The sequence below is a fragment of the Streptococcus mitis genome, from assembly GCF_946188695.1.
GTDB lineage: Bacteria > Bacillota > Bacilli > Lactobacillales > Streptococcaceae > Streptococcus > Streptococcus mitis_DF.
The window spans coordinates 46,235-65,401 of sequence record NZ_CAMHWI010000007.1 but is presented as its reverse complement, the minus strand read 5'-3'; the positions used below and the strand labels follow the sequence as shown (position 1 = coordinate 65,401).

At 43.3% G+C, this 19,167-nt stretch carries 15 protein-coding genes; 12 read left to right on the top strand and 3 right to left on the bottom strand.

Annotation, left to right across the window (positions count from 1 at the left end; all coding sequences use genetic code 11):
• Positions 1–11: 11 nt before the first annotated feature.
• From fmt to N8L33_RS04505, 8 genes are all read left to right on the top strand, one after another.
• Positions 12–947 (top strand): methionyl-tRNA formyltransferase, encoded by a 936-nt coding sequence (gene fmt, locus N8L33_RS04540; protein ID WP_261058639.1) that lies wholly within the window; start codon positions 12–14, stop codon positions 945–947.
• Positions 940–2,253, top strand: coding sequence for a 16S rRNA (cytosine(967)-C(5))-methyltransferase RsmB (rsmB, locus tag N8L33_RS04535; protein WP_261058638.1), 1,314 nt, complete (start codon positions 940–942; stop codon positions 2,251–2,253). Before fmt ends, rsmB begins: the two co-directional genes overlap by 8 nt.
• 14 nt (positions 2,254–2,267) lie before the next feature.
• Positions 2,268–3,008, top strand: coding sequence for a Stp1/IreP family PP2C-type Ser/Thr phosphatase (locus tag N8L33_RS04530; protein WP_000406242.1), 741 nt, complete (start codon positions 2,268–2,270; stop codon positions 3,006–3,008).
• A complete protein-coding gene (gene pknB / locus N8L33_RS04525; RefSeq protein WP_261058637.1) occupies positions 3,005–4,906 on the top strand; it encodes a Stk1 family PASTA domain-containing Ser/Thr kinase in 1,902 nt (633 codons plus the stop codon). Before N8L33_RS04530 ends, pknB begins: the two co-directional genes overlap by 4 nt.
• A gap of 88 nt (positions 4,907–4,994) precedes the next feature.
• Positions 4,995–5,753 (top strand): threonine/serine exporter family protein, encoded by a 759-nt coding sequence (locus N8L33_RS04520; protein ID WP_261058636.1) that lies wholly within the window; start codon positions 4,995–4,997, stop codon positions 5,751–5,753.
• Between the two features lies 1 nt (position 5,754).
• Positions 5,755–6,204, top strand: a complete 450-nt coding sequence (locus N8L33_RS04515) for a threonine/serine exporter family protein (RefSeq protein ID WP_025171133.1) — start codon at positions 5,755–5,757, stop codon at positions 6,202–6,204.
• Positions 6,205–6,317: 113 nt separating this feature from the next.
• The gene (locus N8L33_RS04510) at positions 6,318–7,490 is read left to right on the top strand and encodes a hydroxymethylglutaryl-CoA synthase (RefSeq protein WP_261011928.1); all 1,173 of its coding nucleotides are present in this window, start codon (positions 6,318–6,320) and stop codon (positions 7,488–7,490) included.
• Positions 7,490–8,764, top strand: a complete 1,275-nt coding sequence (locus N8L33_RS04505) for a hydroxymethylglutaryl-CoA reductase, degradative (RefSeq protein WP_261058630.1) — start codon at positions 7,490–7,492, stop codon at positions 8,762–8,764. Before N8L33_RS04510 ends, N8L33_RS04505 begins: the two co-directional genes overlap by 1 nt.
• Before the next feature lie 189 nt (positions 8,765–8,953).
• Here N8L33_RS04505 and N8L33_RS04500 read toward each other — a convergent pair whose 3' ends face one another.
• Both N8L33_RS04500 and N8L33_RS04495 read right to left on the bottom strand, forming a co-directional pair.
• Positions 8,954–9,919 (bottom strand): LacI family DNA-binding transcriptional regulator, encoded by a 966-nt coding sequence (locus tag N8L33_RS04500; RefSeq protein ID WP_261058623.1) that lies wholly within the window; start codon positions 9,917–9,919, stop codon positions 8,954–8,956.
• Positions 9,900–11,354 carry a glycoside hydrolase family 32 protein gene (locus tag N8L33_RS04495; RefSeq protein WP_261058621.1) on the bottom strand — a complete coding sequence of 485 codons (1,455 nt, stop codon included), beginning with the start codon at positions 11,352–11,354 and terminating at the stop codon, positions 9,900–9,902. Before N8L33_RS04495 ends, N8L33_RS04500 begins: the two co-directional genes overlap by 20 nt.
• A gap of 378 nt (positions 11,355–11,732) precedes the next feature.
• Here N8L33_RS04495 and N8L33_RS04490 point away from each other — a divergent pair, with 378 nt between their 5' ends.
• Positions 11,733–13,616: a sucrose-specific PTS transporter subunit IIBC gene (locus N8L33_RS04490; protein ID WP_261058620.1), complete on the top strand. Its 1,884-nt coding sequence runs from the start codon at positions 11,733–11,735 to the stop codon at positions 13,614–13,616.
• A 254-nt stretch (positions 13,617–13,870) separates the two neighbouring features.
• Entirely contained in the window at positions 13,871–14,758 is an 888-nt protein-coding gene (scrK, locus tag N8L33_RS04485) for a fructokinase ScrK (RefSeq protein WP_000164310.1), read from the top strand.
• Between the two features lie 42 nt (positions 14,759–14,800).
• Here the strand turns inward: scrK and N8L33_RS04480 are convergent, their stop codons facing one another.
• Positions 14,801–15,418 (bottom strand): TVP38/TMEM64 family protein, encoded by a 618-nt coding sequence (locus N8L33_RS04480; protein ID WP_000076185.1) that lies wholly within the window; start codon positions 15,416–15,418, stop codon positions 14,801–14,803.
• A gap of 147 nt (positions 15,419–15,565) precedes the next feature.
• Between N8L33_RS04480 and N8L33_RS04475 the strand changes: the two genes are divergently transcribed.
• Positions 15,566–18,556 (top strand): type I restriction endonuclease subunit R, encoded by a 2,991-nt coding sequence (locus N8L33_RS04475; protein ID WP_261058619.1) that lies wholly within the window; start codon positions 15,566–15,568, stop codon positions 18,554–18,556.
• A gap of 386 nt (positions 18,557–18,942) precedes the next feature.
• Positions 18,943–19,158 (top strand): hypothetical protein, encoded by a 216-nt coding sequence (locus N8L33_RS04470; RefSeq protein WP_261058618.1) that lies wholly within the window; start codon positions 18,943–18,945, stop codon positions 19,156–19,158.
• The last annotated feature ends 9 nt before the right edge of the window (positions 19,159–19,167 follow it).

Here is a 19,167-nt window from a genome sequence, read left to right as displayed (position 1 = left end):
AAGGAGAAGATATGACAAAATTAATCTTTATGGGGACACCCGACTTTTCAGCAACAGTTTTAAAAGGACTTTTGACAGATGACCGTTACGAAATTCTAGCCGTTGTGACTCAGCCAGACCGTGCTGTCGGCCGTAAAAAAGTGATCCAAGAAACACCAGTCAAGCAGGCCGCCAAGGAAGCGGGTCTTTCAATCTACCAACCTGAAAAACTATCTGGAAGTCCAGAGATGGAAGCTATTATGAAGCTAGGAGCTGATGGAATTGTGACTGCTGCATTTGGGCAGTTTCTCCCAAGTAAACTCCTTGATAGCATGGACTTTGCGGTCAATGTTCATGCTTCTCTTCTTCCTAAACATCGTGGTGGAGCGCCAATCCATTACGCCTTGATTCAAGGGGATGAGGAAGCTGGCGTGACCATTATGGAAATGGTTAAGGAAATGGATGCAGGGGATATGATTTCTCGTCGCAGTATTCCTATCACAGATGAGGACAATGTTGGAACCTTGTTTGAGAAATTAGCTCTTGTTGGTCGCGATTTGCTTTTGGATACTTTGCCTGCCTACATTGCTGGGGAAATCAAACCGGAACCGCAGGATCCGAGTCAGGTTACCTTCTCTCCAAATATCAAGCCAGAAGAAGAAAAACTAGATTGGACTAAAAGCAATCGTCAACTCTTTAACCAGATCCGTGGGATGAACCCGTGGCCTGTTGCCCATACTTTCCTTAAGGGCGACCGCTTTAAGATTTATGAAGCCCTAGCTGTAGAAGGTCAGGGAAATCCAGGTGAGATTCTCTTTATCGGCAAGAAAGAATTGATTGTCGCAACGGCAGAAGGGGCTCTATCCCTCAAACAAGTGCAGCCAGCTGGTAAACCTAAGATGGACATTGCTTCCTTCCTCAACGGTGTTGGACGTACATTGACTGTAGGAGAACGATTTGGTGACTAAAGTAGAAATGGCTAGAAGTCTAGCCCTAGCAGTATTAGAGGATGTTTTTATCAATCAAGCATACTCAAATATCGCCTTAAATAAGCATCTCAAGGGAAGTCAACTTTCGGCAGCAGATAAGGGCTTGGTGACTGAGATTGTCTATGGAACGGTAGCCCGTAAATTGACTCTGGAATGGTACCTATCCCACTTTATCGAAGACAGAGACCAGTTAGACAGTTGGCTTTATGCCCTTCTTCTCATGAGTGCTTACCAGCTCCGCTATTTGGACAAGATTCCAGACCATGCTGTGGTCAATGAAGCAGTAGAATTGGCCAAAGTCCGTAAAAAAGGCAGTGAAAAATTGGTCAACGCTGTCCTTCGCCGTATTCTGCGTGAAGGCTGGCCAGATATCACCAGCATCAAACGAAAAAACAAGCGTGATTCCATTGCCTATTCCCTTCCGGTTTGGTTGGTGTCTAAACTTAAGGAAGAATACGGAGAAGAGCGAGCGCAAGCTATTTTTGAAAGCCTTTTGGTGCGCAACAAGGCCAGCATCCGAGTGACTGATTTAAGCCGAAAAGAGGAAATCCAAGCCTTGTTGGAGGCCAGTGCTTCATACTTGTCTCCTTCTGGTCTTGTTAAGGAGCAGGGGCATTTTGCAGGCCATGATTTGTTTGCGGAGGGAGCCATTACCATCCAAGACGAGTCCAGTCAGCTGGTTGCTCCGACGCTTGATTTACAAGGCAATGAGCAGGTTCTAGATGCCTGTGCGGCTCCGGGTGGGAAAACAGCCCATATAGCCTCTTATCTCACGACAGGTCAGGTTACTGCTCTGGACTTGTACGATCACAAGTTGGACTTAATCCAAGAAAATGCCCAACGTTTAGGAGTTGCAGATCGGATTCAAACGCAAAAATTGGATGCCAGAAAGGTGCATGAGTTTTTTGGTCAGGATTCCTTTGACAAGATTTTAGTAGATGCTCCCTGTTCAGGAATTGGTCTTTTGCGCCGAAAACCAGATATCAAATACAATAAAGAAACGGCAGATTTCGCGTCCTTACAGGAAATTCAGCTAGAAATATTAGGTAGTGTTTGTCAAACACTACGCAAAGGTGGTATAATAACTTATAGTACCTGTACTATTGTCTCAGAGGAGAATTTTCAAGTCGTTGAGGCGTTTTTAGAAAGTCATCCTGAGTTCGAGCAGGTAAAACTAGAACATGAATGTAAGGATATCATGAAAGACGACTGTATCCTCATTACACCTGAATTGTATGGAAGTGATGGATTCTTCATCAGTCAATTTCGCAAGATATCGGATTAGGAAGGAACTGACACATGGAAATTTCATTATTAACAGATGTTGGTCAGAAACGAACAAATAACCAAGACTATGTCAACCACTATGTCAATAGAGCTGGGCGTACTATGATTATTTTAGCTGATGGAATGGGAGGTCATCGCGCAGGGAATATCGCTAGTGAAATGGCGGTAACAGACCTAGGTATAGCTTGGGTTGATACCCAAATCGATACAGTCAATGAAGTGCGTGAATGGTTCGCCAATTACCTAGAAATTGAAAATCAAAAGATTCATCAACTTGGACAAGATGATGCCTATAAAGGAATGGGTACAACCCTTGAGGCTGTTGCTATTATTGGCAATCAGGCTATCTATGCCCATATTGGGGATTCTCGTATCGGTTTGATTCGTGGGGAAGAATACCACCAGTTAACGAGCGACCATTCCTTGGTCAATGAATTGCTTAAGGCAGGTCAATTGACACCAGAAGAAGCAGCCAGTCATCCACAGAAAAATATTATTACTCAGTCCATTGGTCAAAAAGATGAAGTTCAACCTGATTTTGGAATGATTACCCTTGAGCCAGGTGACTATCTCTTGCTCAATAGTGATGGTTTGACCAACATGATTTCAGGCAGTGAGATTTGTGATATTGTAACCAGTGATATTCCTTTGGCAGATAAAACAGCGACGCTTGTGCGTTTTGCTAACAATGCAGGAGGTTTAGACAACATTACGGTTGCCCTTGTTTCTATGAACGAGGAGGATGCAGAATGATCCAAATCGGCAAGATTTTTGCCGGACGCTATCGGATTGTGAAACAGATTGGCCGAGGAGGCATGGCAGATGTCTATTTGGCCAAGGATTTAATTCTAGACGGAGAAGAAGTGGCAGTGAAGGTCCTGAGGACCAACTACCAGACGGACCCGATAGCTGTAGCTCGTTTTCAGCGTGAAGCGAGAGCTATGGCAGATCTAGATCATCCTCATATCGTTCGGATAACAGATATTGGTGAGGAAGACGGTCAACAGTATCTTGCAATGGAGTATGTTGCTGGACTAGACCTTAAACGCTATATCAAGGAACACTATCCTCTTTCTAATGAAGAAGCCGTCCGTATCATGGGACAAATTCTCTTGGCTATGCGCTTAGCCCATACTCGAGGAATTGTTCACAGGGACTTGAAACCGCAAAATATCCTTTTGACACCAGATGGGACTGCCAAGGTCACAGACTTTGGGATTGCGGTCGCCTTTGCAGAGACGAGTCTGACTCAGACTAACTCTATGCTGGGCTCAGTTCATTACTTGTCACCAGAGCAGGCGCGTGGTTCGAAGGCGACGGTACAGAGTGATATCTATGCCATGGGGATTATTTTCTATGAGATGCTGACAGGCCATATCCCTTATGATGGGGATAGCGCGGTGACCATCGCCCTTCAGCATTTCCAGAAACCACTGCCGTCAGTTATTGATGAAAATCCATCTGTGCCTCAGGCTTTGGAGAATGTTGTCATCAAGGCAACTGCCAAGAAATTGACAGATCGTTATCAGTCAGTTGCAGAGATGTATGTGGACTTGTCTAGTAGCTTGTCTTACAATCGTCGAAATGAGCCTAAACTGGTATTTAATGATACTACTAAGGCAGATACCAAGACTCTACCAAAGGTATCTCAGAGTACCTTGACCTCGATTCCTAAGGTGCAAACACAAAGTCCGAAGCCACAGGTTGCGAAGTCGAATCAGCATGTTTCAGAAGACAATTACGCAACCAAGCCTGTTAAGAAACGGAAATTTAGAGTTCGTTATATGATTTTGTTGGCCAGCATTGTATTGGTGGCAGCCTCTCTGATTTGGATATTATCCAGAACTCCTGCAACCATTGCCATTCCAAATGTGGCAGGTCAGACAGTTGCGGAGGCCAAGGAAACGCTCAAGAAAGCCAATTTTGAGATTGGTGAGGAGAAATCAGAGGCTAGTGAAAAGGTGGAAGAAGGGCGGATTATCCGTACAGATCCTGAAGCTGGAAAGACTCGAAAAGAAGGTTCGAAAATCAATTTGGTTGTCTCATCAGGCAAGCAATCCTTCCAATTGAGTAACTATATCGGCCGGAAATCGACAGATGTTATCGCAGAACTCAAGCAGAAGAAGGTTCCTGAAAATCTCATCAAGATTGAGGAAGAAGAATCAAGTGAGAGCGAAGCAGGAACTGTTCTCAGACAGAGTCCAGCTGCCGGAACAACCTATGATTTGAGCAAGGCCTCAACGATTACCTTAACCGTTGCTAAGAAAGTAACCAGCGTTGCCATGCCAAGTTATATAGGATCTAGTCTTGAATTTACTAAAAACAATCTCGTTCAAATTGTCGGTATTAAAGAAGCCAATATTGAAGTTGTAGAGGTGTCAACAGCTCCTGATGGAACTGCTGAGGGGACTGTTGTTGAGCAAAGTCCAAAAGCAGGCGAAAAGGTTGATTTGACTAAGACGCGTGTCAAGATTTCAATCTACAAACCAAAAACACCGCCGTCAACGTCATCATCAGCACCAGCCCAACGTGGAAACCAAGGTTCTACTACAACACCAAGTCAGGGTAACCAACAAGGAAATCAACGAGGGAATGCACCTGCTACGACTCAATCAAGTAGTGAAGGTAACCACGAAAATTCTCGTGATTAAACGAATCTTTGTCATGATTTCATGGCAAAGATTTTTTTTGAGTCCAGATTTGTGATAGAATAGAGGAAGTTGATAAAAGGAGGCAAGCATGGAAGAATCAAGAGAATTAAATGCCGTCATCGATGTGATTATGCTAGCGGGGACTATTCTCCTTAAAAGTGGCTCAGAAATCCATCGTGTAGAAGATACCATGATCCGTATTGCGCATTCGCAGGGGATTGTGGATTGCAATGTCCTTGCCATGCCTGCCGCTATTTTTTTCTCTATTGAAAATACCAATATTTCGCGCATGAAGCGCGTGACCTCCTCTTCTTATAACATCGAAAAAGTCTGCGATGTGAACCAGATTTCTCGTCAGCTGGTTGGGGGGCACATTGATTTAGAAACAGCCTTCAAGCAATTGAAGGCCTTGCAAGCCCAGCCCCTTCCTTATACTAAGTTGCAGGTAACTTTGGCTGCGACCTTTAGTGCTCCTTTCTTTTCAATTATGTTTAGTGGAAATATCTACGACGCACTCGGGGCAGGAGTGGCTACCTTATTTGGTTTTGCCTTTTCCCTTTATGTGGAGAAGTTTATCCGAATTCCCTTTGTAACAGCCTTTGCTGGAGCCTTTGTCTTTGGGATGATAGCTCAGTTTTGGGCTCGCTACACAGGCTTTCCCTCAACGGCAGATTTGATTATAGCTGGTGCGGTCATGCCTTTTGTACCAGGTATTGCCTTGACCAATGCGGTTCGGGATATTATGACCAACCACATAAACTCTGGTATGAGTAAGATGTTTGAATCCCTGCTCATTACCCTTGCTTTAGGGGCAGGAACTTCTGTCGCCTTGGTATTGATGAACTAATATGACACTAACAACCTTTTTATTACAAGCAGTAGCAAGTCTTCTTGCTATTATCACTTTTTTAATTGTACTCAATGTTCAACGCTCTATGCTCTTACCTGGAGGGATTTTGGGCATGGCTGTCTGGCTAATCTATCTCTTGCTCAAGGAACCGACCAATGTTATTGTAGCCACCTTTATTGCCGCCATTATCGGTTCTTGTGTCAGCCAGATTTTAAGTATTCTTTATAAGACACCTGCTGTGGTCTTTATCTTGGCCATCTTGGCACCCCTAGTTCCGGGCTATCTCTCCTACCGAACAACTGCCTTTTTTGTGACAGGAGACTATAGTCATGCCATTGCCAGTGCAACTTTAGTTGTCATGTTGGCTCTGGTAATCTCTATTGGCATGGCTAGCGGAACAGTGATTCTTAGACTGTATTCCTACTTACGAAAACAGCAAAATCGTTAGACGAACAAGAGACTTGATTTGGTGAATCAAGTCTTTTTTCTCTCTTTTACTGCCATTTGTGATAAAATAGTATAGAACGATTTTTTACAATGAATGATAAAACAGAGGTAAATATGACAATCGGTATTGATAAGATTGGTTTTGCGACCAGTCAATATGTCTTGAAATTACAAGACTTAGCAGAAGCGAGGGGTATTGACCCTGAAAAATTAAGCAAAGGACTCTTGCTCAAGGAATTGAGTATTGCGCCCCTAACTGAGGATATCGTGACCTTGGCGGCCAGTGCAAGTGATTCTATTTTAACTGAGCAAGAGAGAGCAGAAATTGACATGGTCATTGTGGCTACCGAGTCAGGAATTGACCAGAGTAAGGCTGCGGCCGTCTTTGTGCATGGCTTGCTGGGAATCCAGCCCTTTGCTCGTAGTTTCGAGATTAAAGAAGCCTGCTATGGAGCGACAGCTGCCCTTCATTATGCCAAATTGCATGTGGAAAATTCTCCAGAGTCCAAGGTCTTGGTCATTGCCAGTGATATTGCTAAATATGGTATTGAAACTCCAGGAGAACCAACTCAGGGTGCCGGCAGTGTGGCTATGTTGATTACACAAAATCCACGCATTATGGCCTTTAATAATGACAATGTAGCTCAGACTCGTGACATCATGGATTTCTGGCGTCCAAATTACTCAACAACTCCTTATGTAAATGGTGTCTATTCTACCCAACAATATTTGGATAGTTTGAAAACGACTTGGCTTGAATACCAAAAACGCTACCAGCTTACTTTGGATGATTTCGCGGCTGTTTGTTTCCACTTGCCTTATCCTAAATTGGCGCTAAAAGGCTTGAAAAAAATCATGGATAAGAACCTGCCTCAAGAGAAAAAAGACCTCTTGCAAAAGCATTTTGACCAGTCTATTCTCTACAGTCAAAAGGTGGGGAATATCTATACAGGTTCCCTCTTCCTTGGACTCTTGTCTCTCTTGGAAAATACAGATAGCTTAAAGGCTGGGGATAAAATCGCCCTTTATAGTTACGGAAGTGGTGCTGTGGCTGAGTTCTTCAGTGGTGAATTGGTTGAAGGATATGAAGCTTATCTGGATAAAGATCGTTTGAATAAGCTCAACCAACGAACTGCCCTATCCGTTGCAGACTATGAAAAAGTCTTCTTTGAGGAAGTGGACTTGGATGAAACAAATTCTGCCCAGTTTGCTGGCTATGAAAATCAAGATTTTGCCTTGGTTGAAATTGTGGACCACCAACGCCGTTATAGCAAGGTTGAAAAATAATGAAGATAAGTTGGAATGGATTTTCTAAAAAATCATACCAAGAGCGTCTCGAGCTGTTACAAGCTCAGGCGCTCCTTAGTCCTGAGAGACAAGAGAGTTTGGAGCAGGATGAACAGATTAGCGTGACTGTGGCAGATCAGCTGAGTGAGAATGTGGTGGGAACTTTTTCTCTGCCTTATTCGCTGGTCCCAGAGGTTCTCGTTAACGGTCAGGAATACACAGTTCCCTATGTGACAGAAGAACCGTCTGTGGTTGCTGCGGCCAGCTATGCAAGTAAAATCATCAAGCGTGCAGGAGGTTTTACCGCACAAGTCCATGAGCGTCAGATGATTGGGCAGGTAGCCCTTTATCAGGTTGCTGATCCTGAACAAGCGCAAGAGAAAATTGCCAGCAAGAAGGCGGAGCTCTTGGAACTTGCCAATCAAGCCTATCCTTCTATCGTTAAACGTGGAGGTGGGGCGCGTGATTTGCATGTAGAACAGATCAAAGGCGAAACAGATTTTCTGGTAGTTTATCTCCATGTTGATACCCAGGAAGCCATGGGTGCCAATATGCTTAACACCATGCTGGAAGCCTTGAAACCAGTCTTAGAAGAACTCAGTCAGGGACAGAGTCTCATGGGGATTCTGTCAAACTACGCGACCGATTCTCTGGTGACTGTAAGCTGTCGTATCGCCTTTCGCTACTTGAGTCCCCAAAGGGACCAAGGACGAGAAATTGCGGAGAAAATAGCCTTGGCCAGCCAGTTTGCGCAGGCTGATTCTTACCGAGCAGCTACCCACAATAAAGGGATTTTTAATGGTATTGATGCCGTTTTGATTGCAACTGGTAATGACTGGCGTGCTATTGAGGCAGGAGCCCATGCCTTTGCTAGTAGAGAAGGACACTATCAAGGTCTTAGTCAATGGACACTGGACCTTGAAAGAGAAGGATTGGTCGGTGAGGTGACGCTGCCTATGCCTGTAGCGACCAAAGGCGGCTCTATCGGCCTCAACCCTCGTGTAGCTCTCAGTCATGAGCTACTGGGAAATCCTTCTGCCAAAGAATTAGCTCAGCTTATCGTGTCTATCGGGCTTGCCCAAAACTTTGCGGCCCTGAAAGCCTTGGTGAGTACAGGCATCCAGCAAGGCCACATGAAATTGCAGGCCAAATCCTTGGCTCTCCTAGCAGGTGCTAGTGAATCCGAGGTTGCTCCCCTAGTCGAGCGCCTCATCGCAGATAAAACCTTTAACCTAGAGACAGCCCAGCGCTACCTAGAAAATTTAAGATCATAAAAAAACTCAGACGGATCGGTCTGAGTTTTTTTGTGCTTATACTCAATGAAAATCAAAGAGCAAACTAGGAAGCTAGCCGCAAGTTGCTCAAAGCACTGCTTTGAGGTTGTAGATAAGACTGACGAAGTCAGTTACATATATCTACGGTAAGGCGACGCTGACGTGGTTTGAAGAGATTCTCATTGAGTATCAAATACTTTTTCCTGGTAATAGGGTGACTGGTAAGAAGTAACCGGTTGTTGCGACTTCCTTGCCTTCGATCTTTTGTAATAGGAGGTCAACAGTGAGTTGAGCAATCTCTTGCATAGGTTGCTTAATCGTTGTTAAATGAGGGTAGTAGTTCTCGATAAAGTAAGTCCCATCATAGCCGATGACTTTGAGATCTTCTGGGACAGAGATTCCCAGTTCTTGAGCAATTTTAATGACTAGAATAGCAGTCAAATCATCTGAAGCAAAAATGGCATCTGGTTTTTGTCGGGTCAAGATATTCTTGATTTCCATTTCTTTTCTGACAGGAGAAAAGTCACTGGAAACATTGATAATAGGAGCTTTTGGGAGTATGGATGCAAAACCAGCGTGGCGCAGTCCAGTGGGCGAATTAGAATTGTCATTTCCTGTAATCATGATGATAGACTGGGCGCCTGTCTTAACCAAGGTCTGGGCAGCAAGGACCCCGCCAGCATAGTTGTCAGAGGAGACGACTGGGATGTCTGGCGATAGGTTTCGGTCAAAGGAAATAATTGGTGCTGTCACGCGATTATAGTCTTCGATTCCCAAGTTGTGACTACCAGAAATGATGCCGTCCACCTGATTGGCTTCCAACATTTCGATGTATTCGCGTTCCTTCTCAGAATCGTGCTCACTGTTGCAGATGATGGTCTTATAACCATTTTTGAAGAGTTGGTGCTCCAACTTATCAATCAATTCTGCATAGAAAACATTGGAAATATTGGGGAAAATCAAACCGATTAACTTAGCCGATTTTCCTTGCAGACTACGAGCTAGGTTGTTGGGTTTATAGCCCAACTCTCGCATGGCTTCATTGACCTTTTGAATGGTTTTCTCTGATAAATAGCCTTTTTTATTGATAACCCGAGAAACGGTAGTAGGGCTGACGCCTGCAAGTTTGGCGACATCAGTTAGTTTTGCGACCATAATCTAATTCATAGTAAGTTCCAGTTGGGTTTCCAGATTTGATCAGGATACCATTTTGGTCCACATGTGGGAAGACACGACCAGAAAATACTTTTTCTCCTTTATTGATGAAAATTTCAAAGACAGAGTTATCGATGAAGATTGTAGCAGTAGTAGCTTGATTGTCGATAGGGCAAGAACGTGTAGTTCCAAATTCTTGGGCATACTGTTCTCCAGCCTGGCTACGATCTACTGTCACTTGACCATTTACAAGGTCAAAGTTGATGGAAAGTCCCTTGCCTTCTTGATCAGCTAGTAAGACAATCTCGCTCTGGCTATTAGCTTCCAAGCTGAGTTCAAGTTCGTAAGTGTTATTGGTTTGAGCACGATTTGAGAAGGCTTCTTCATAGGCACGAAGGTCCTTGATAGCTGTGACTGGGTATTGGTAGAGTTTACCGTCTTTGATAGTGAGTTCTTTGACCAAAGAGAAGGTTCCTTGGTGGTCAAAACGGTCAGATGGATATGAAACATCAGGCAAGCCAAGCCAGCTAACAGCTAGAGCGCGTCCATCAGGAGCGTTGAAGGCTTGAGTTGCATAGGCTTCGAAACCATAGTCCATGTTTTGAAGTTGAGACACATCTACCATTTTGGCATTTTCAGGGTCAAAGGAAGCCCCAATCTTATACATATTTGGATAGATATTGTCGTAGTCTAGAACATCTTTATCCAATCCTTGTGGGCAGTAGAGAAGGACAGGTTGCTCGCCTACAAAGACCAGGTTTGGACATTCCATCATGTAGGCAGTGCGGTCGTTAGCAAAGTCAAGGTCGCCAACTGCTTGCCAGTTTGTGTAGTCGTTGTCTACAGCCTTGTAGAGACGGACGAAGCCTTTTTTCTCCAAGTCCTGTCCACCGACGATAGCATAGTATTGGCCCTTGAAGTTAAAAATTTGCGGATCACGGAAGTGGTCAGTAGAGTCTGCTGGCTGGTCGATCAAGATCTTATCAATCTTTGTAATCTTGCCATCCTTGTCCATCAAAGCTCCGATCTGGTATGGGTGACGGATCCAGTTTTCATCACGAACATTTCCTGTATAAAATAGGAACAAGTTATCGCCAAACTGCATGGCAGAACCAGAGTAGGCACCGTGGCTATCTAATGGAGTATCAGGCAAAACTTTGACTCCGGTTTCTGTGAAGTGAATCAAATCATCGCTTTCCAATTGAACCCAAGATTTCAAACCGTGGGCTGCACCGAAAGGAAAGTTTTGATAAAAAACAATCCACTTCCCATCAAAGTAAGAAAAGCCATTTGGGTCGTTGAGAAGTCCTGTTTTTGGCTCAACATGGTAATGAGTATGCCATGGAGATTGTGCCATATTTTTCTTAATATTTTGAATTTCTTCTTGCGTCCAATCTTGATAAAGTCTGTAACGACGCTCAGTTGTCCATTCCATTCATTCATTCCTCCAAAAATCTTATCACTTCTAATAGTAACCGTTTTCGATAAAAAACGCAAGCCTTTTATGTTAAAAAAGATAAAAAAATGTCAAACGTTTGTCACAAATTAAAACCAGAAAATCAATCATCTATCTACAAAAAATTGAAAAAAGTGAAGCAAAATCCTTTTTAAACAAGATTCCAAACTTATTTTTTTAAGAAATGCCTGCTAAAACAGTCAAAAACAATCAATCTAGAGAGTGCCTACTAAGTGGATAGAATATTTTTCTGCAAAACGCTTGACATATTTCTAAAACATGATAAAATAATAGTCGTAGGGCGAATAAAATCGCTTTCAAACAATAACAAAATTTTATATAAGGAGATTTTTGCAAATGAACAATCAGGAAATTGCAAAAAAAGTCATCGATGCCTTGGGCGGACGTGAAAATGTCAACAGTGTAGCTCACTGTGCGACTCGTCTTCGTGTCATGGTCAAAGATGAAGGAAAAATCAATAAAGAAGTGATTGAGAACTTGGAAAAAGTTCAAGGTGCTTTCTTTAACTCAGGTCAATACCAAATCATCTTTGGTACTGGTACAGTAAACAAAATGTACGATGAAGTTGTTGCGCTTGGTTTGCCAACATCATCTAAAGATGACATGAAAGCAGAAGCTGCGAAACAAGGGAACTGGTTCCAACGTGCTATCCGTACTTTCGGTGACGTCTTCGTTCCAATCATTCCAGTTATCGTAGCGACAGGTCTCTTCATGGGTGTTCGTGGTCTCTTGAATGCTCTTGGGGTGACACTTCCAGAAGATGTGACAACTTACACTCAAATCTTGACTGACACAGCCTTCATCATCTTGCCAGGTTTGGTTGTTTGGTCAACCTTCCGTGTATTCGGTGGTAACCCAGCTGTTGGTATCGTTCTTGGTATGATGCTGGTTTCTGGTTCACTTCCAAATGCCTGGGCCGTTGCTTCTGGTGGTGAAGTAACGGCTATGAACTTCTTCGGATTTATCCCAGTTGTTGGTTTGCAAGGATCTGTTCTTCCAGCCTTCATTATCGGGGTTGTCGGAGCTAAATTTGAAAAAGCTGTTCGTAAAGTTGTGCCAGACGTTCTTGACCTCTTGGTAACACCATTCGTAACACTTCTCGTAATGTCAATTCTTGGTTTGTTTGTTATCGGACCAGTCTTCCACGTTGTTGAAAACTACATCCTTCTTGGAACAAAAGCTATCCTTAACTTGCCATTTGGTCTTGGTGGTTTCTTGATTGGTGGAGTTCACCAAGTTATCGTCGTATCAGGTGTTCACCACATCTTCAACTTGCTTGAAGTTCAATTGCTTGCTGCTGATCATGTCAACCCATTCAACGCTATCATCACAGCTGCCATGACTGCTCAAGGTGCTGCAACAGTAGCCGTTGGTGTAAAAACTAAAAATCCTAAACTTAAAACACTTGCTTTCCCTGCTGCTCTTTCTGCCTTCCTTGGTATTACAGAGCCTGCTATCTTCGGGGTTAACTTGCGTTTCCGTAAACCATTCTTCCTTTCATTGATCGCTGGTGCTATCGGTGGTGGATTGGCATCTATCCTTGGTCTTGCTGGTACTGGTAATGGTATCACTATCATCCCAGGTACAATGCTTTACATTGGTAACGGACAACTTGTACAATACCTTCTTATGGTAGCTGTATCATTTGCACTTGGTTTTGCTCTTACTTACATGTTTGGTTATGAAGATGAAGCAGAAGTAGCTTCAGAAACTACAACTGAACGTTTGGTTGACGAAGCGGTAACTGGTACTATTGTTGCTCCTAGCGAAGGTGTCATCCAAACTCCAATCGTTGGTGACGTTGTAGCTCTTGCTGATGTGAACGACCCAGTTTTCTCAAGTGGAGCTATGGGACAAGGAATCGCTGTGAAACCTAGCCAAGATGTTGTCTATGCACCAGCTGATGCTGAAGTGACAATCGTCTTCCCAACAGGGCATGCTTATGGTTTGAAAACAGCAAGCGGAGCTGAAATCTTGATTCACGTTGGTATCGACACTGTTTCAATGAACGGTGAAGGATTCAACCATAAAGTTGCCCAAGGTGACAAGGTTAAAGCTGGAGATGTTCTTGGAACCTTTGACTCAGCTAAGATTGCTGCTGCAGGACTTGATAACACTACTATGGTTATCGTAACAAACACTGCAGACTTTGCTTCAGTAAATCCAGTTGCTTCTGGATCAGTTGCTAAGGGTGATGCTGTGATCGAAGTGAAAATCTAATACTCTTCGAAAATCAAATTCAAACCATGTCAGCTTCGCCTTGCCGTACTCAAGTACAGCCTTCGGCTAGCTTCCTAGTTTGCTCTTTGATTTTCATTGAGTACAATATTCCCTCTCACAATGAAAACGAACAAATGACATGTTTGTTCGTTTTTGCTTGAATGGTAAGATTTACAGAGGAAAATCTAAAAAATAGAGAAATTTAGACTTTCGAAATATGCTATAATAAAGAAAATAAAAACAAGAGGTTTATCATGACAAAATTATATGGAAGCTTGGAAGCGGGCGGTACAAAGTTTGTCTGTGCTGTCGGTGATGAAAACTTTAACGTTGTAGAGAAAACACAATTTCCAACAACAACTCCAATCGAAACAATCGATAAAACTATTGAGTTCTTCTCAAAATTCGACAACCTTGCTGGTCTTGCAGTTGGTTCATTTGGTCCGATTGATATTGATAAAAACTCAAAAACTTATGGCTTTATCACAACGACTCCAAAACCAAACTGGGCAAATGTGGACTTGCTTGGTGCCCTTCGTCGCGCCCTAAACGTGCCAATGTACTTCACTACAGACGTAAACAGTTCTGCCTATGGTGAAGTGGTTGCCCGTAACAATGCTGGTGGTCGTATCGAAAACTTGGTTTACTACACAATCGGTACAGGTATCGGTGCAGGTGTTATCCAACGTGGAGAGTTTATCGGTGGTGTAGGTCACCCTGAGATGGGCCATTACTATGTGGCTAGACACCCAATGGATATTGAAAAAGAGTTTAAGGGTGTTTGTCCTTTCCATAAGGGATGTTTGGAAGGCTATGCAGCTGGTCCAAGTTTGGAAGCTCGTACAGGTGTTCGTGGGGAAAATATTGAACTCAACAACCCTGTTTGGGATGTTCAAGCCTACTATATCGCTCAAGCTGCGGTTAATGCGACAGTGACTTTCCGCCCAGACGTGATTGTCTTTGGTGGAGGGGTCATGGCTCAACAACACATGCTGGATCGCGTCCGTGAGAAATTTACATCTCTTCTCAATGGTTACCTACCAGTACCAGATGTGCGTGATTACATTGTAACGCCAGCAGTAGCAGGAAATGGTTCTGCTACTCTTGGGAACTTTGTCCTTGCAAAAGAAGTTTCAAAATAAAACACAAAATCCGCTTGGGAAACCAAACGGATTTTTTACATGTCAAAGCATTTGCCAGAAAAAGTCAATAATATAGGTCAGACCGTAGGTATAAACCACGAGGGTAAAGGGCTTGGTCAGAATGATGATGGTCATATAGCGCTTGAAGCTCATCTTGGTCAGGGCAGCCAGCATACAGAGAAAGTCAGCTGGACTAATGGGCCAAATCATCATAAAGATAAAGAAACGGTCAAAACGATTGCCCTTATCCAACCAACCGATATACTTGTCATAGGTGCGCTTGCTGACGACAGACTGGACAAAGGCAGCCCCATAGAGGCGCACCAGATAAAAGATAATGGCACAGCCAATCACGATGCCGATATAGTTGTAGATCGTACCGATGATGTGTCCGTAGATAAAGACACCAGCCACCGAGGTCAAGGCCCCAGGAATGATAGGGACGACCGTCTGTAAAATCTGTAAAAAGATAAAGAGAGGTGGCCCCCAGATACCTGCCTGCTGGATAAAGGCAGAGAGGGTTTCCTTAGACTGTAAAATCCCAGCCTGATAAGCCCAAATACAGAAAATCAAACTCCCAACCCCACCGACAATCGATGAGATGTTGATAACTCGCTGCAGAAGGGGAGAAACAGCTTTCATTTGTTTATCCTGTGACATGTAAACTCCTCATAGATAGTATATGTCTACTATACCATATTTTGGAGGAGAAAGGGGGAATGAGTGTTTTTGCTATAGGAAGAGTGATGGATTTTGAGCCTAAACATGCTATAATAAAGGGAGCAGATAAGTAGCAAAGGAGAGAGTATGATGCAGGTAAAACCAGAACTGGAGATAGAAAAACAACTAATCAACCAACTGGTGACTGGGGAAAGTCAATGGACTTACAGAGAAGGCCTTAAAACAGAAGAGCAATTATGGGAAAACTTCTTTGAAAAGCTAGCCCAGAACAATGTGGCTCTATTGGCAGATCATCCCCTGACAGAACAGGAAAAACGCCAGATAAAGAATCAACTGAACTTTGTTAGCTACTATGATGCGGCCAAGTGGTTGGTCGGCGAAAATGGCATTGCCAAGGTTGAGGTTCAGAGAGAAGATGCTAGTTTGGGGACTATCCGTTTATCTGTCATTTGGCGAGACAATATCGCAGCTGGTAAGTCTAGTTATGAGGTTGTCAACCAAGTCGAGAGAGATAAGATAAATCCTCAGGATCAAGACCGCAGGCTAGATGTGACCCTCTTGATCAATGGTCTTCCAATGATTCAGATCGAGCTTAAAAGTCCCCGAGTTGCTTTTTTAGATGCCTTTCATCAAATCAAGAAGTATGACCGCGAAGGCAAGTTCCGTGGCATCTACTCTAGCTTACAGATGTTTGTTGTGACCAATAAAGTAGACACACGCTATATTGCTGCAGCTAGGGAAAATAAACTCAACAAGCAATTTCTAACCAAGTGGGTGGATAAAGACAACCAACCCATAACGAGCTTGACCAGCTTTGCCCACGAAGTCCTTTCCATACCTCGTGCTCATCAGATGGTCATGCAGTATTCTGTTCTTGATGATAGTAAGAAGGCTCTTATCCTTCTGCGTCCCTACCAGATCCATGCAATCGAAGCAGTGCAAGAAGCTTCTCGCCAGCAAGCATCAGGATATGTCTGGCACACGACAGGTTCAGGTAAGACCTTGACCTCCTATAAGGTAGCTCGGAATCTCCTCCAGATTCCATCCATCCAAAAGACGATTTTTGTCGTTGACCGCAGAGACTTGGACCAACAGACTACTTCGTCATTTCTCTCCTATGCGACCAATGATGTCATTGATATTGATGAGACGGATAATACCCATGATTTGGTCAAGCGACTAGGAAGTAATGATAAGCGTGTGGTGGTAACAACTATCCAGAAAATCACCACTATGATGCGTAAGTTTGAGCAAGGTCTTTACCAAAGAGATGCGGACAAAATCAGGGGCCTCCGAGTGGCCTTTGTCGTGGATGAATGCCACCGTGCCGTAACACCTCAAACACAAAAAGACATTAAGGCCTTTTTTCCACAGTCTCTCTGGTATGGTTTTACAGGCACACCTATCTTTAAGGAGAATAAACGCCAGCAGGTCGGTGACCTAGCTCAGACCACCCAACAGCAATACGGTGACCGTCTCCATGAGTATACAGTCAAGGAAGCCATCCATGATGGTGCTGTTTTAGGCTTTAAGGTAGATTATCGCAATACCCTCATCACGGATAAGTCTGAAAATGACATACCAGATACTGTCTACGAGGATGAGGAGCATATGCTGGAAGTCTTGGATGCCATTATCAATAAATCCCGTCAACAGCTAGGCTTCCAAAAAGGAGTAGGTAAGACCTACAATGCCATCCTGACCGTCAAATCCATCCCTCAAGCCCAAGCCTACTACGACCTCCTCAAACTGGTCAAGGCTGGGGAGACGAGAGTCAAGGTATCGGAAAGGGTCAAGCAGGTTCTTCCTGACTTTCCAAAGGCGACCATCACCTACTCTATTACGGAGAATGAAGAAGAGTCAAGAGCCAATCAAGACCACATGAAGCAAGTCTTAGAGGACTACAACCAAGAGTTTGATACCCATTTTACCATGGCGGATCTTCGTGGCTTTAATACGGATGTCAATAACCGCCTAGCTCGAAAGCAGGACAAATACCTCTATCGCAATGAACAGTTGGACTTGGTTATCGTGGTCAATCGTCTCTTAACAGGATTTGATGCCCCTTGTCTGTCAACTCTTTTTATTGACCGCAAGCCTATGCAACCGCAGGACTTGATTCAGGCTTTTAGCCGAACCAACCGTATTTTTGATAGCAGTAAGACCTACGGTCATATCATCACCTTCCAAAAGCCTCTAGCCTTTAAGGAAGCAGTAGATAATGCCCTCAAGCTCTACTCAAATGGTGGTGAAAACGAGGTTCTAGCACCGAGTTGGGAAGAGGAAAAGAGGAACTTTTTACGGAGTTGCAGTGATTTCCAAAATCTCATCACAGATGATCCTGAGGAAGGACTCCAAATCGAGCAAGTCTCTACGCCTGAGTTGAGGAAACTAGCTAAAACCTATCAAGCCTTTGATAAATACCTAGCCTCTATCCGAGTGTACAAAGAGTATGATGAGGAAGAGCTTTACAGTCAGACAGGACTTGATGGAGAAAAGTTGGAAAGGTATCTGGGACTTTATCGAAATGTCCTTGCAGAATTAAAAAGCCGAGTAGAGGATGATGACGATGGTGAACCACTTGATATCCACTATGAACTGGAGTCTATCCAAGTGGACGAGATTAACTATGCCTATATCTTGACCTTGATCCAAAGCCTGATTGAACAAGGTCAAAGTCAAGAAAAGAACCTAAGCGCTCAAGATAGGGAAGCCGTGGATAACTATATTCAGAGTCTTGAGAAGACCAATCCAAATCTTGCACAGATTATCACTGAACTTTGGAGAGAGGTACAAGAACATCCAGCAAGTTATCGTGGTCAGTCTATCGCAAATATCTTGGATCAGATGATAGAGGCGGTTATCCAGCAACATATTCAAGTCTTTAGCAAGTGCTGGTATGTCGGGGAGGATGAACTCCGTTACTATGTCGAACACTACCGTAAGGGAGCTAAAAAACAACTAGGAGAAAGCCAGCTGACCAAGAGCCAGCGTTATCATGACTATAAGCTAGAGGTGGCGGATGCCCTCAATCCTCTCCTCTATAAAAAACAAATCAAGGAAGCCTATACCCAGCTAGTAGAGGAAGTCATTGAGCCTTTGAGAGTTGGGAGATAGCTCTTCGAGACTTAGAATAGGTTTACTCCCTAAAGTTTATATGTATCCTAAGTCTCGAATGATTGTAATTCCATAGATTTACAAGTATTCTAAGCTTCGAATGGCTTATCTGAGAAAGTTTTGAGGTATTCTAGCTTTCGAATAGTCATCTTTCCTAAAGTTTAGATGAATTCTAAGGCTCGAAAAGGTAAAATCTAAAAATAGTAAGAGTCTCTATCTGATGGATGGATGTGTTTCCAGTCAGATAGGGATTTTTTCATTTGGAACTGTCTGATTTGTCCTGAAAAGTACATTTTAGATGGAAATAATGACAGTTGAGCGGATGGGGGGTAAAATGGTTTGGAGAACTGTTAGAATGGTTGTATCAACTCAAAGGAGAAAAATTGATGAAGAAAGTTAAAGATGATGAGGAGAGTGTACTATGGTCACTTCCTGTAATTGGAATTGTATTGTTGGTCTGTGCATTGTTTCAAGTCTTTGTATTTAAGGATAGACTTTTGATTCAACCTGACAGACAAGGAAGCATTGTAAAAACAGATCAAAAACAGGTCTATCTTCCAGAACTAATCCAGTCTTGGTTTGATAAAGAAGATAATAAATGATTCGTTAAA

What these genes read in the sequence shown, in the direction of transcription:
- N8L33_RS04490 (WP_261058620.1), top strand. Translation starts at nt 11,733, where the DNA reads ATGAACAATCAGGAAATTGCAAAAAAAGTCATCGATGCCTTGGGCGGA.
- N8L33_RS04530 (WP_000406242.1), top strand. Translation starts at nt 2,268, where the DNA reads ATGGAAATTTCATTATTAACAGATGTTGGTCAGAAACGAACAAATAAC.
- fmt (WP_261058639.1), top strand. Translation starts at nt 12, where the DNA reads ATGACAAAATTAATCTTTATGGGGACACCCGACTTTTCAGCAACAGTT.
- N8L33_RS04495 (WP_261058621.1), bottom strand. Translation starts at nt 11,354, where the DNA reads ATGGAATGGACAACTGAGCGTCGTTACAGACTTTATCAAGATTGGACG.
- N8L33_RS04505 (WP_261058630.1), top strand. Translation starts at nt 7,490, where the DNA reads ATGAAGATAAGTTGGAATGGATTTTCTAAAAAATCATACCAAGAGCGT.
- N8L33_RS04520 (WP_261058636.1), top strand. Translation starts at nt 4,995, where the DNA reads ATGGAAGAATCAAGAGAATTAAATGCCGTCATCGATGTGATTATGCTA.
- pknB (WP_261058637.1), top strand. Translation starts at nt 3,005, where the DNA reads ATGATCCAAATCGGCAAGATTTTTGCCGGACGCTATCGGATTGTGAAA.
- N8L33_RS04500 (WP_261058623.1), bottom strand. Translation starts at nt 9,919, where the DNA reads ATGGTCGCAAAACTAACTGATGTCGCCAAACTTGCAGGCGTCAGCCCT.
- N8L33_RS04470 (WP_261058618.1), top strand. Translation starts at nt 18,943, where the DNA reads ATGAAGAAAGTTAAAGATGATGAGGAGAGTGTACTATGGTCACTTCCT.
- N8L33_RS04510 (WP_261011928.1), top strand. Translation starts at nt 6,318, where the DNA reads ATGACAATCGGTATTGATAAGATTGGTTTTGCGACCAGTCAATATGTC.
- N8L33_RS04480 (WP_000076185.1), bottom strand. Translation starts at nt 15,418, where the DNA reads ATGTCACAGGATAAACAAATGAAAGCTGTTTCTCCCCTTCTGCAGCGA.
- scrK (WP_000164310.1), top strand. Translation starts at nt 13,871, where the DNA reads ATGACAAAATTATATGGAAGCTTGGAAGCGGGCGGTACAAAGTTTGTC.
- N8L33_RS04515 (WP_025171133.1), top strand. Translation starts at nt 5,755, where the DNA reads ATGACACTAACAACCTTTTTATTACAAGCAGTAGCAAGTCTTCTTGCT.
- N8L33_RS04475 (WP_261058619.1), top strand. Translation starts at nt 15,566, where the DNA reads ATGATGCAGGTAAAACCAGAACTGGAGATAGAAAAACAACTAATCAAC.